Raw genomic sequence first — 13162 nt, forward strand, 5'->3', positions numbered from 1 at the left:
GTCAAACTTAAAACCCAAACCTCATGATTAGACTTCAGCCAATTAGTACGTCGGATCTGCAACATTACAAATTCATGGAAGAGCTTCTAATTGACTCGTTTCCACCAGAAGAGTACCGTCAGTTGGAACAACTACGCGAGTACACTGATCGTACGGGCAACTTCTATAATAACATTATCTTTGATGATGACCTGCCAGTCGGCTTCATTACCTATTGGGATTTTGACAGTTTCTACTATGTAGAACACTTTGCAACCAATCCTGCCCTGCGAAATGGAGGCTATGGAAAACGCACGCTGGAACACTTGTGCAATTATTTGAAACGCCCGATCGTATTGGAAGTAGAACGTCCGATAGAGGAAATGGCAAAACGACGCATCAGCTTTTATCAACGTCAAAGCTTTACGCTGTGGGAAAAAGACTATTGCCAACCTCCTTACAAACCCGGAGATGATTTTCTCCCCATGTATTTAATGGTACACGGAGAATTGGATTGTGAAAAGGACTTTGAAACAATCAAGAGTAAAATTCATACGGAAGTATACGGAGTAAAAAATACAATATGAAGAAAGGCTAATAAAAATTCAATCTGCAAAGTTACTTCTATTGATCTCAAGAATATATAAAAGTGAAGGGTGTCCAAACCGATTTGGACACCCTTCACTTTTATATATTAAATTAACTAATTACTTCTCACCTCGTTTAGTAGCTGAATAGTTAATCTTCAAAGCATAAGATTTTCTAAGAGCATTTTTTACGTCAGTAATAATACCCATCTTTGTCTTTTGATCTACTTTCAGAGACACAGTCATTTTAGCTGCATCACCTTCATTCATACTTGCACGTTCCTGGAAAATGAAGTCTTGTACCTCACCAACTTCAGCATAGCTGTCGTTCAGCTGAATACGACTTTCAGTACCCATTTTCGCGCGATATTCTTGTGTAGGTTCCCCTACATAAATGAATGTTACCAGCGATTTCTTCTCCAGTTTTTCGAGTTCAGTACCTTGCGGAAGTGTAAACTGCACCTTTAATGTTACCTCACGCATTGTTGTTACAATCATAAAGAAGAACAACAAAGTAAAGATAAGGTCAGGCAACGAAGAAGTATTCAATGCCGGCATTTCACGTTTACCAGTCTTATTAAATTTTCCCATTACTTACTTCTTTTTATCTCCGTACTTTTTAGGTTCTGCCTCAGAAATTCTCTGCGGATAAATTTCACGAATCGCCTTTTGTTGATCGTCATTCAATTCCGCATATGTCTTTTGCCATTTTTCCTGAGCCAACTCGTCTCTCAATTCATTATATGCAGCCACCAATTCGTTCTGCACACTGATATATGCCTGATAAGAAGATCCACGGTCATTCTGCAAAGAAATTACGTGCTTGTCATTAACCAGATATGTGCCGAAGAATTCTACATTCTTCTGTGTTTTTTCAGGCATGTGTTCTGCATTAGCAACATTAGCAATAAATTCTTTAGCTCTTTCTCTTAGCTCATCAACACTGATATAATCATTTCCGCACATCAAGGCATCATCCTTATTCAGGTATACCTGTAAGACGTTACGTTCTTTGATCTTATCTGTATTCTGTTGATCTTGATCTTCAGGTGGTGGAGGCAAAAGTCTTGCCAAACCACGGTCCGTATCCATTGATGTCGTAATCAAGAAGAAGATCAGCAACAAGAAAGCGATATCCGCCGTAGAACTTGAGTTAATATCAGGAACTTTTCTTTTTCCTTTTGCCATTTTTAATCACTTATTTGATTGAGTGTCCTCAATTGATTACGATAATTTTTTCTTTATACCACTTGCAATGATTGCAACAATAGTCACAAACAACAGTATGTAAATAGAATAAAGGAACATATCTGTTAGTTTCAGCCAAAAAGGAACGTTGTCAGTACCACTATAGCCAGGGATCTGCATCGGTGTACCATCACCCATAGACCAAGCTACAACTAAAACAACAACTAAAAGAACCAAACCGAGCAAAGACTTGATAGCGTTTGCCGGATTATCTTTGAGAGCTGCACCAAATTGGAATATAGCACCAAGAACTGTAGCAGCAATAGCCACACCAAACAAGACGTACATCAAATAGAGTAAGGCATCTGTTTGAGCCGGCTGCCACATTTCGGGATCTACCCCCACAATCACTGCATCGCCTGTAGCATTTCCTCCGAAAAAGAAAAGCCCTATTACGATCAGAATAATGGCAAACATCGCATAAAGTGCGTAATACGATGCTTTATATGTTAACTTACTCATTTTAGATTATTTTTTGTATTTCAAGTTATATTTGATTACCATGTCAAGCAAAGAGATGGAAGAATCTTCCATTTCACTTGTAAGAGCCTCAATTTTAGAAAGTACGTAGTTGTAGAATACTTGAAGGATCAATGCTACGATCAAACCGAAGATAGTTGTAATCAAGGCAACTTTCATACCACCTGCAACAACCGTCGGAGAGATATCACCTACCTGCTGGATTTTATCAAATGCCTGCACCATACCGATTACAGTACCCAAGAATCCGAGTGACGGAGCCATTGCGATAAACAGTGTGATCCAAGAACATCCTTTTTCAAGGTAACCAGCCTGTACACCACCGTAAGATACAACTGACTTCTCAACTACATCAATACCCTGATCAATTCTCATCAGACCTTGATAGTAGATAGAAGCAACCGGACCTCTGGTGTTACGAGCAATGTCTTTAGCAGCTTCAACATCTCCTTTTTCCAAAGCAGCTTCGATAGATGCCATGAATTTTTTTGTGTTGATTTCAGCCAAGCTCAAATAAATGATACGTTCAATACAGAAAGCCAAACCGATCACCAAAGCGATAGCTACCAAACTCATGAAAGATGCAGTACCTTCGATGAATTTAACTTTGATTTCCTTGTGAATACCACCCTCTTCTGCAGCAGGAGCAGCAGCAGTAGTAGCTTCAGCGGCAGGAGCAGCTTGTTGTTCAGTTTGTTCTGCTGCAGGAGCGTCTTGAGCCTGAGCAAATTGAATTGAGCCAAAAGTGAAGGCCCCAATCACAGCAACAATTGCAAATAACTTTTTCATTGTGTGTCTAATTTTTAAGATTAATTAATTGATTATTATTGTATTTACTTCTCATCTCTCTTTCATTTCTGCGGAGAGACGGGGATTCGAACCCCGGATACACTTTTGGCGTATACACGCTTTCCAGGCGTGCCTCTTCAACCACTCGAGCACCTCTCCCTCTGCGTTTTCAGCATTTTCAGCTACAAATGTATTCTTTTTTTTTTTTCAAGAAGCATTCTTACTCTTTTATCTCGAATAAATACTGCAAATTAATATAATTTAAAACCTTTCGAACCTTATTTGCGGATTCCGAACACTTTTAGCGCATTCACAGAAGTGACCTGTGCAACGTACTCCGGGTCCATCTGATAGATATCCGCCACCTTCATAAGGGTGTCTCTCACATTGGCACTTTCATTCCTCTTTCCCCTATTCGGCACGGGAGCCAAATAGGGAGAATCGGTTTCGAGCACAATACGTTCCAAAGGAACAGTCGCCAGTGTCTCCGGTAAGGTCGACTTCTTGAAAGTTACAACTCCATTGATACCTAACATAAATCCTTCGAATTCCAACATTTTCTCCGCTTCTTCCGATGTCCCGGTAAAACTATGAAAAATGCCGGTCAATGGGGTATTTTTATAGGATTCCATTACCTTATATATATATTCAAACGCTTCTCTTGAATGGATTACAATGGGAAGATCATATTCTAGCGCCCACTCTATTTGTTTTTCAAAAACCAAGATCTGCTCTTTCAGAAAAGTCTTATCCCAATAAAGATCAAGACCTATTTCTCCGATAGCCACAAATTCATGGGAAGTCGACAGGTATTTACGGACAATCGCTAATTCCTGTTCATATGATTCATTGACAGAAGTGGGGTGCAATCCGATCATCGGATAGCAAAATCCCGGATAATCCCTACAAACTGACAACATAGCATCAATGGTCGTACTGTCTATATTGGGCATAAAAATACAGGAAACTCCCGCTTTCCGTGCACGTTCCATCACCTGCGGCAGGTCTTCGGTAAATTCTTCAACAAAAAGATGAGAATGAGTATCGATCAACATGATATTTCTTTTTCTTCTTTTATTTTTTCGCTGGAGCGATAATAATATATCAGCCCATAGTCGCGACATTTTTCTAATCGGGTATCATTGGGAGTGACATCCTGATATTTGGCTTCTACTTGGTTCCAGATGTCCAAAATCAATTCATCGGCACGGTCACGCATGGACGCCAGTTCATCAAGACTACGATTGGTTAATGCCTGATAATTCTTCTGCCGTTCATAGCTATCCAGGAAAATATCATAATGCACTTTCACGCGTGCAATAGTCGGATTATAAATAGGTATGCCACCTTGAGTGGTTCTTAGTTGTTCGCCTTCGATTATTTTCTTCCCCCATTCTACCAATGAGGCTTCACTCAACAAATCCGGTACGGTATTAGAAGCAGGCAAGCCATATAACTCTTTATGTATCACCTTGATTTCATCACGAAGCACTGCCAAATTAAGCACCTGAATAAAATGAGAGATATACAGCCGGGCAGTCTTCACATTCATCTGATGTTTACGGCTGGCACGTGACTGATTATCGTAGCACTGTGTATAATAAATTTGCGCCGCCTCGAACCGATGCAAGAAGTTACGTGCTTCAAATAATGTCTTCAATGTAATAGCCAAGTCACGCACATTATACATCTCTCCCTTTTCGACAGCCGCTTTCAGTGCCCGAACTCTTGCTTGATCTGTATTTGGTAATCGTCTATAAGGCATAATAGCTACATTTCACGATACATTAACAATTTCACCAGATTCTTCAGTTCCTTTTTTCTGTCTTCTGCAACAGCTACCGCCGCCAGGCTTTCCATAGCGAGCGTATAATATTCACGCATTTTGCTTTCACAGATATTGCGGATGTTCAACTGATTATAGATTTCAGTTACCGCTTCGATTTTTTCAGAAGGCTGAAAAGCTTCCGCATTCAACCAACGATTCAATTCAGTATGCTGCTTTTCATCCGCACGGTTCAGTGCTTTGATAAGCATATATGTTTTTTTATTGCAGAGGATGTCTCCACCTATCTTCTTCCCGAACACTTCCGGATCACCGTATACATCCAACAAGTCATCCTGCAACTGGAATGCTACTCCGATATGCATTCCAAAATTATATAGATTCTCTGCATCTTCAGCAGTCGCTCCTGCGAGAATTGCACCAATTTTAAGGCTACCCGCAAGCAACACAGCTGTTTTCAAACGAATCATTTCAATATATTCGTCTTCTGTGACGTCACAGCGAGATTCAAATTCCATATCCAGTTGCTGTCCTTCACATATTTCGAGTGTAGTCAGGCTGAATAAATCCATCACTTCTTTCAGGTGTTCCGGCGGACAACCCGTCATATACCGGAATGCCAGAATCAGCATAGCATCTCCCGAAAGTACAGCAGTATTATCGTTCCAGACCTTGTGTACGGTAGGTTTCCCTCTGCGCACATCCGAACGATCCATCAAATCATCATGTAACAAGGTGTGATTGTGATAAACTTCGATTGCAGTGGCAGGATCGTATATAGACGCAACATCCTCCCGATACAGGTTATATCCCATCAACATTAATACAGGACGTATCCGCTTCCCACCCAGAGAAAGGATATATTCAATCGGTTCATAAAGCCCTTTCGGCGTCCGGGTAAACTGGATTTCAGAGATATGATTATTTATCTTATCGAGTAATTGAGAAGCTGTAAACATGATGAATAAAAAAATGAATGAATAAAAAGAGGCTGCCGAAAGCAGCCTCCCAATTTATAGTGTTACAAATTACTGCAATCTAAACATCACAGGAACCGTAAATTTTACACGTACCGGTTTTCCGCGCTGCATACCTGGTTTCCACTTCGGCATGGTGTTAATCACACGGAGGGCTTCTTTATCCAGATACGGGTCAACGCTACGTACAACCTTCGCATCCACGATACTACCGTCCTTATTAACAACGAACTGTACGATAACACGTCCTTGAGTTCCGTTTTCCTGTGCGATAGTCGGATATTTAATATTTTTTGCCAGATACTGCATCAAAGCTGCTTGTCCGCCCGGGAAGTCCGGCATATTTTCTACAACCTCAAAAATTGTCTGTTCTTCCGGCTCTTCTTCAACAACCTGTACAGGCACGTATTTAACCTCTACACGAGCTTGATTATCTTCATTAATAATAGTTGTTGTTTCTTCAATTTCAGCCTTATCATCCACAATCTCCAGCAATTCTGCTACTTTTGGAGCTTCAGGTGGTGGTGGTGCTGCCTGTTCCGGGGTTTCAGTAATAGGAATGATTTCCTCTTCAAACACAACATCAGCTACTGCCTGGCTTGTATCTATTTTCACGTCACGCTGGGTCCATTCGAACGCCACGAACATGAAAGCTAGAACTACCACGTAACCAACGAGCAGCCATGTAGACTTCTTGCCTTCCAAGTCTGCCTTGGGTGATTTTTTAACTTCCATAAATTTATTAATATAATGATTAAAAAAAAGTGTCTTCCGTGTGTCTCTGGGCAAATATAGTACATTTTCATAGATCCATTCTCCTCTTTATCTCTTTTTTATCCAGCTTTTTAACTTTTTTAATTCTTTCGTACTTTGTCTTGCCCCTTTTAACAGCAAACCTATGGTTGATTTTCAAATTTACCGTATCTTTGGCGGACAAATCAGATAAACTGAATATGAAAAAGATAACAATTGCAATCGATGGCTTTTCCTCTTGTGGAAAAAGTACAATGGCCAAAGATCTTGCCCGCGAAGTGGGTTATATTTACATTGACAGCGGAGCCATGTATCGTGCGGTCACTTTATATAGCATAGAAAACGGGATTTTCAACGGAGACGTGATCGATACGGAGAAACTGAAAAAAGAAATCAAGAACATTCGTATATCTTTCCAGCTGAATAAGGAAACCGGACGTCCCGACACGTATCTCAACGGCGTGAATGTGGAGAATAAAATCCGTTCGATGGAGGTTTCTTCCAAAGTGAGTCCTATCAGTACGCTTGACTTCGTACGTGAAGAAATGGTGGCGCAGCAACAAGCTATGGGAAAGGAAAAAGGAATTGTGATGGATGGCCGGGATATAGGAACCACCGTTTTCCCTGATGCGGAACTGAAAATATTTGTAACCGCTACTCCCGAAATCCGTGCTCAACGCCGTTATGACGAACTGAAAGCAAAAGGACAGGAAGCCAGCTTCGACGAAATTCTGGAAAACGTGAAACAACGGGATTATATCGACCAGAACCGGGAAGTAAGTCCGCTTCGCAAAGCTGAAGATGCCCTGCTTCTGGATAACACCCACTTATCGATTGAAGAGCAAAAGGAATGGCTTTTCAGACAATTTAATAAGGTAAGTAAATAGTTTGCTTTATGATCAAGGTGGAGATAGACGAGGGGTCCGGCTTCTGCTTTGGTGTGGTGACAGCCATTCATAAGGCAGAAGAAGAGTTGGCAAAGGGAGAGACTCTCTATTGTCTCGGAGATATTGTACACAATAGCCGGGAAGTGGAAAGGCTTAAAACGATGGGATTAATCACGATCAACCGGGAAGAATTCAAGCAGCTGAAGAATGCCAAAGTATTGCTTCGTGCACATGGAGAGCCACCGGAAACTTACATGATTGCCCGTGAAAATAATATAGAGATTATCGATGCGACCTGTCCGGTAGTATTACGTTTGCAAAAACGCATCAGACAAGGGTATCTGACAGACAGTGACAAAGAAAAACAAATTGTCATATACGGCAAAAACGGCCATGCTGAAGTATTGGGATTGGTGGGACAAACAGATGGAAAAGCAATTGTCATTGAAAAGGCAGAAGAAGCCAAACAGTTGGATTTAAACAAAAGCATCCGTCTTTTCTCACAGACCACCAAGTCACTGGACGAGTTTCAGGAAATCGTGGAATACTTCAAGCAACATATTTCACCGGAAGCGACTTTCGAATATTATGATACTATCTGTCGTCAGGTTGCCAACCGGATGCCTAAGCTCCGGGAGTTTGCAGCTACACACGATTTGATATTCTTCGTCAGTGGCAAAAAGAGTTCAAACGGAAAAATGCTGTTTGAAGAATGTTTGAAGGTAAATACCAATTCACATTTGATAGATAATGAGAAAGAAATAGATCCTTCTCTCCTTCAAAACGTAAATTCAATTGGCGTATGTGGTGCGACTTCTACTCCTAAATGGCTGATGGAGAAGATTTACAATCACATTCGGACGCTTATCAAAGAATAACAGCTTTATTCTGACAAAGAATAATAGCAAAGCAACATAAGGAAACGGCAAAGTAACACGAATGAATAAAAGGAAAGCAAAAAAAGGTCATTTGAACATTTTTAATGTTTTCTTCTTACGAAAAAAAACTTCATAACCACTGCTTTCAACTTTTTGTTGTACATTTGCCGCGTCAAACTAATTAATGAGAGATTGTTATATGGGAACAGTTAAGTGTATCGGAATTTTGACCTCCGGAGGTGATGCTCCAGGAATGAACGCTGCTATACGTGCAGTGACACGTGCAGCCATCTACAATGGATTGCAAGTTAAAGGTATATACAGAGGATATAAAGGTCTGGTTACAGGTGAAATCAAAGAATTCAAGAGTCAGAATGTGAGTAATATCATCCAGTTGGGTGGTACTATCCTGAAAACAGCCCGTTGTAAAGAGTTCACGACTCCGGAAGGTCGTCAGTTGGCTTATGACAACATGAAAAAAGAAGGCATTGATGCTTTGGTTATCATCGGTGGAGACGGCTCACTGACAGGTGCGCGTATCTTTGCACAGGAATTTGATGTTCCATGTATCGGACTGCCGGGAACTATTGACAATGACCTTTACGGTACAGATACGACCATCGGATATGATACTGCATTGAATACCATATTGGATGCCGTAGATAAGATTCGCGACACAGCTACTTCACATGAACGCTTGTTCTTCGTTGAAGTTATGGGACGTGATGCCGGTTTCCTTGCCTTGAACGGAGCTATCGCTTCGGGTGCGGAAGCTGCCATTATTCCGGAATTCAGTACGGAAGTCGACCAACTGGAAGAGTTTATCAAAAACGGATTCCGCAAGTCCAAAAACAGTAGCATTGTATTAGTAGCCGAAAGCGAACTGACAGGAGGAGCCATGCATTATGCCGAACGTGTGAAAAACGAATATCCGCAATATGATGTACGTGTGACGATTTTAGGTCATCTGCAACGTGGTGGTAGTCCTACCGCTCACGACCGTATTCTGGCAAGCCGCCTTGGTGCTGCTGCTATCGATGCCATTATGGAAGATCAACGCAATGTTATGATCGGAATCGAACATGATGAAATCGTTTACGTGCCGTTCAGCAAGGCTATTAAGAATGACAAACCGATCAAGAGAGACCTCGTCACTGTATTGAAAGAGCTTTCGATCTAATTTTTTATTCTAAAGAGTTTATTTATACTGATATATGACGATAAAGAGCTATGAATGATGGAGTAACCCATTTATTCATGGCTCTTTTATTTATATAATATGATAGAGATGAACGCAACTACAACACCAAGTGCGTTCACATATATGAATTCCATCCTCCAGTGCTACTTACCTTTCGCGACAAATATCCATTAAACTACCGTTATACAACTGCAATACTTCCATCATACAGTAACTATTGTTCGATTAGGATGCCGATATAGCTAATTCACCACAGCCGTGGTAGCTTCTTCCCACAGCCGTGAAGAGTTCCTACCACAGCCGTGAAGAGTTCCTACCACGGCCGTGAGAAGATCTTGTCACGGCCGTGGGAAATTAATGATACCGGTACTTTAATAGAACAATACCGGTATCCCAACGTAACTATACCAGTTTCTTTTCCTATTCCCCCCACTTTATCAGCCTGCAAACAAGCTACCTGATAAGGAGTCAGCACTGACAATAAAAGTATATATGTTTTATTGTCAGCCTATTATCAGCATCTATTGTCAGGATATATAGAATTGATATTCAACCACTTGAGTGTTATTCTGACAGATTGACAATAAAAAGAGTACAAATCATAATGTATTCTAAACAAAATCGTATGATTTTGCTCAAATCGGAATAGAAATAAAGTTAAGATGCCATTATTGACAATGGCCTACCATTATACAGCCTTTATTTCTTCGTACCTATTAATTGCCTGATGAATTTCCTTATCCATAAATAATAGCCGGTCAGTGGTAATGCAGCCCCAATCAAAGCGGCAATAAAGGCAAGTATGCGGGTAAACATCCCTCCCCAATTACCGACATGTACCGAATAAATCCAGCCGCGAATCTTCCCTGACTTGTCTTGATGTTGATAAAGACTTGTTTCTGTAAATTCACCAGTATCCGTATTAAAAGAATAACGATCAGACGCACGCTGATTTCCAAAGCGGTTGAAAGATACACTTGCCGTACCGGAAGAAACACTGATTTGCTTATATTCCGGATTTTGATACCTTAGTTTATCATACACTTCCTGCCAATAAGCGAATGGCAAAGCCGCAGAATACCGATTACTGTGATCGTTTTCCGGATATTCCTTACTGTCCAACTGCCTCCGTGGATATTCTCCAGCCCCCTGATTTCCGGCATGCTCTCTATCTTTTTTATGATTTCCTGATTGTTCTTTACCATTATGTGGCCTCTCTCCATGTTCTCCATTGTCCTTCCGACCTTTCGGACGCCCACCTCTTTCACCATTTTGTGCATCATTGCCTTCTCTCTTCTTTTCTTGATGTGCCAGTCTGACATCTCCCTTTTGGGGATTACCCTTCTGTTCATGTCCTTGGAGGGTATGCACTTGCATTTCTACCCCGAAGACTTTATAAAAAGCTGTCCGATACCACGGAAAGGACCATGTCAATCCCGTCAATGCCATAGCTAACAGAAAAATCAGGGCGTACATTCCTCCCGCCACATGCAAGTCATACCAAAATCTTTTCCAACCTTTTGTTGCTGTTATTTTCAGACTGTTTTTCAAAGACTTACGTGTACGAGGCCACCAAATAACGATTCCCGAGATCAATACAAAAACCAATGACAGTGTACTGACACCTACAATCATCTTACCCCAAAATATTCCATCATTTCCCGGTTTCATACTATCCAACAGCCAGCGGTGCATCCGGAACATAAACGTAAAAAAACTACTGCGCTCACTTTTTCCTTTTACTTCACCCGTGTACTGGTCTACATACAAAGATGCGCGGCGTGGTTTGGAAAGATTGACCTGATAAGTACGCCCGGGATCAGAAGAAATGCTAACACCGGTCACAGATACACTGTCCGGCAATGTCGCTGCCACTTTTTCAAGTAACTTATCGATAGGAATAGGTTCCTCTTTTACTGTTTCTACATAGTAAAGTGCAGGACGGGACAACTCATTTACCTCATTCTCGAATACCAGCATAGCACCGGAGAAACAGATAAGAGTAATTATCAGTCCGAAAGGGACGGAAAGCCACAAATGTATTTGTCTGAAAATTTTCTTCATTGTATTTGGAGTGGTAAAAAGCCAGTCCCTCTAAAAAAGAAGAGAGAGAACCGGCCTTTATCTATTTTTATACTGTTTTATAAACTTGTTTCAGCAGCAGCACCCAGAATCAAATATTGATCTCTAGTTCCGAATGCCGTAAAACGCGGCATGGTAAATTCTGCCGAACGCTTGCCCAATGTACCGTCACTTTTCAGTTCGAAAGAATATGAAACTCCGGCATCACCTTGACGGTATCCCAAACCGTATGCATATTTTTGATTAGGGAAGAGCCAATGAGTTGCAGCATCCGTTTCCGTACTACCACCTTCCACTTTAATAGTTAATACAGCATCCGGATCATTTATTTCCGCTTCTGTTGCCGGAACCAAATAAGAGGCTTCCGAACTTGCAGCAGCAATTACATATTTCTCCAACGTCCCATTATTCATTTTACAAATAGCGGTAATACCTCCGTCAGCCTGAACAGTCGCTCCCTTAGTAGCCTTAGCAGCCGCAGCATCAATAATATAAATGGCGGGTTGTTGAACTGTAGATGAACCCGAAGCAGATTTCTGGAATACGACCGGAATATAGGCTTTACCATTTTCAACATAAACAAATCTTCCCATATCCGCCAATTCTTCAGCAACCGGGAAATCGGTCACCTTAGTTAAAGTTCCGCTTTGAGAATCAAAAATTGCCATCATTTTTGCATCACTCGTAGAGTCATATTTTCCTTCTGTAGCGTACATTCTCAACAAAAATTTAGTACCTGTGATATGCCATACCTGGAAGAAAGAGAGTTTCTTTCCAAATGTAGCATTTGCCGCATCTTCTATATTAAAATAATAAGACTTGTCAAACTCGTTAGTTGTTGTGTTGACACGAAGCACTCCTGCATCAAGAGTCGTTTTATTTTTTTCATTACTTTGACTCTTTGCTACACTGTTTGAGAAGACATACAAATAACCGTCATCTGCCGCACAAATAGTTGGGTAGAATTGAGAACGATAACGTGAAGTTGCATAGCTGATACGATTATCAGTGATGATAGTCGGCTTCTTATCAAAATTATTAATTCCGTCATAAATTCCAATCCAAACTTGATTAGGGTGTACAGTTGCACTTATTGACTTCTCTCCGGTTTCTTCATCTTCCGCAATCAGGTCTTCATATCCCTCTGCTGCTCCCGACTCAATTCCATAATCACTGAAACCCAACGGACACAAGGCTGTATACACTTTATCACCTATGGATTCAAAGCCGGATACGGTAAAATATTCTCCGTTTCCAACCAAATCTTCGGTTACCAGAGTGGAAGTTTTATACCTCTGCTGATCCGAATCAATAAGGGTAAAATTGACCCCATATTTGGGAGAGTCACTACCTGTTCCTTCACCGTCGTCTCCCTGATTTCCCGGCTCATCATCACTACAAGACAAAACTGTCAATCCCATAACCATAGACACTGCAAGCATCCATAAAAAATTCTTTCTTACCATTTTTTGTTCCTATTAAAAATTGACTAATATTTAAAGATTAAGCTCAAAG

General features: G+C 40.9%; 14 protein-coding genes and 1 tRNA gene. 4 read left to right on the plus strand and 11 right to left on the minus strand.

What is annotated here, in order from left to right; all coding sequences use genetic code 11:
- The first annotated feature begins 23 nt into the window (after positions 1 to 23).
- Positions 24 to 566, plus strand: coding sequence for a GNAT family N-acetyltransferase (locus NXV01_RS24640; protein ID WP_259023350.1), 543 nt, complete (start codon positions 24 to 26; stop codon positions 564 to 566).
- 120 nt (positions 567 to 686) lie between these two features.
- On the opposite strand, the gene NXV01_RS24645 is transcribed toward NXV01_RS24640, so the two are convergent.
- The 9 genes from NXV01_RS24645 to NXV01_RS24685 all read right to left on the minus strand — a co-directional run bounded on the left by NXV01_RS24645 (position 687) and on the right by NXV01_RS24685 (position 6581).
- Positions 687 to 1157: a biopolymer transporter ExbD gene (locus NXV01_RS24645; RefSeq protein ID WP_004315772.1), complete on the minus strand. Its 471-nt coding sequence runs from the start codon at positions 1155 to 1157 to the stop codon at positions 687 to 689.
- A gap of 3 nt (positions 1158 to 1160) precedes the next feature.
- Positions 1161 to 1754 carry a biopolymer transporter ExbD gene (locus NXV01_RS24650; protein ID WP_195650565.1) on the minus strand — a complete coding sequence of 198 codons (594 nt, stop codon included), beginning with the start codon at positions 1752 to 1754 and terminating at the stop codon, positions 1161 to 1163.
- 36 nt (positions 1755 to 1790) lie between these two features.
- Positions 1791 to 2276, minus strand: a complete 486-nt coding sequence (locus NXV01_RS24655) for a hypothetical protein (protein ID WP_148365123.1) — start codon at positions 2274 to 2276, stop codon at positions 1791 to 1793.
- Positions 2277 to 2282: 6 nt separating this feature from the next.
- Entirely contained in the window at positions 2283 to 3083 is an 801-nt protein-coding gene (locus NXV01_RS24660; protein ID WP_195650564.1) for a MotA/TolQ/ExbB proton channel family protein, read from the minus strand.
- Positions 3084 to 3154: 71 nt separating this feature from the next.
- Positions 3155 to 3242 (minus strand) — tRNA-Ser (locus tag NXV01_RS24665).
- A 119-nt stretch (positions 3243 to 3361) separates the two neighbouring features.
- The gene (locus tag NXV01_RS24670; RefSeq protein ID WP_217721689.1) at positions 3362 to 4138 is read right to left on the minus strand and encodes a TatD family hydrolase; all 777 of its coding nucleotides are present in this window, start codon (positions 4136 to 4138) and stop codon (positions 3362 to 3364) included.
- Entirely contained in the window at positions 4132 to 4848 is a 717-nt protein-coding gene (locus NXV01_RS24675) for a hypothetical protein (RefSeq protein WP_148365126.1), read from the minus strand. The genes NXV01_RS24670 and NXV01_RS24675 overlap by 7 nt, the downstream gene beginning before the upstream one ends.
- Positions 4849 to 4853: 5 nt before the next feature.
- On the minus strand, positions 4854 to 5828 hold the full coding sequence (locus NXV01_RS24680; protein ID WP_122136863.1) for a polyprenyl synthetase family protein: 975 nt from the start codon (positions 5826 to 5828) through the stop codon (positions 4854 to 4856).
- 69 nt (positions 5829 to 5897) lie between these two features.
- The gene (locus tag NXV01_RS24685; protein WP_148365127.1) at positions 5898 to 6581 is read right to left on the minus strand and encodes an energy transducer TonB; all 684 of its coding nucleotides are present in this window, start codon (positions 6579 to 6581) and stop codon (positions 5898 to 5900) included.
- 218 nt (positions 6582 to 6799) lie between these two features.
- On the opposite strand from NXV01_RS24685, the gene cmk reads away from it, so the two are divergent.
- The 3 genes from cmk (at position 6800) to pfkA (ending at position 9544) form a co-directional block, all read left to right on the plus strand.
- A complete protein-coding gene (gene cmk / locus NXV01_RS24690) occupies positions 6800 to 7486 on the plus strand; it encodes a (d)CMP kinase (RefSeq protein WP_217721690.1) in 687 nt (228 codons plus the stop codon).
- Positions 7487 to 7494: 8 nt separating this feature from the next.
- The gene (locus tag NXV01_RS24695) at positions 7495 to 8364 is read left to right on the plus strand and encodes a 4-hydroxy-3-methylbut-2-enyl diphosphate reductase (RefSeq protein WP_195650563.1); all 870 of its coding nucleotides are present in this window, start codon (positions 7495 to 7497) and stop codon (positions 8362 to 8364) included.
- 199 nt (positions 8365 to 8563) lie between these two features.
- Positions 8564 to 9544, plus strand: a complete 981-nt coding sequence (gene pfkA / locus NXV01_RS24700; RefSeq protein WP_004297914.1) for a 6-phosphofructokinase — start codon at positions 8564 to 8566, stop codon at positions 9542 to 9544.
- 720 nt (positions 9545 to 10264) lie between these two features.
- On the opposite strand, the gene NXV01_RS24705 is transcribed toward pfkA, so the two are convergent.
- Positions 10265 to 11629 (minus strand): PepSY domain-containing protein, encoded by a 1365-nt coding sequence (locus NXV01_RS24705; protein ID WP_259023351.1) that lies wholly within the window; start codon positions 11627 to 11629, stop codon positions 10265 to 10267.
- 77 nt (positions 11630 to 11706) lie between these two features.
- Positions 11707 to 13113: a DUF4374 domain-containing protein gene (locus NXV01_RS24710; RefSeq protein ID WP_259023352.1), complete on the minus strand. Its 1407-nt coding sequence runs from the start codon at positions 13111 to 13113 to the stop codon at positions 11707 to 11709.
- Between the last annotated feature and the right edge of the window lie 49 nt (positions 13114 to 13162).

The sequence above is a fragment of the Bacteroides sp. BFG-606 genome, assembly GCF_024788145.1.
GTDB classification, from domain to species: Bacteria; Bacteroidota; Bacteroidia; order Bacteroidales; family Bacteroidaceae; genus Bacteroides; species Bacteroides vicugnae.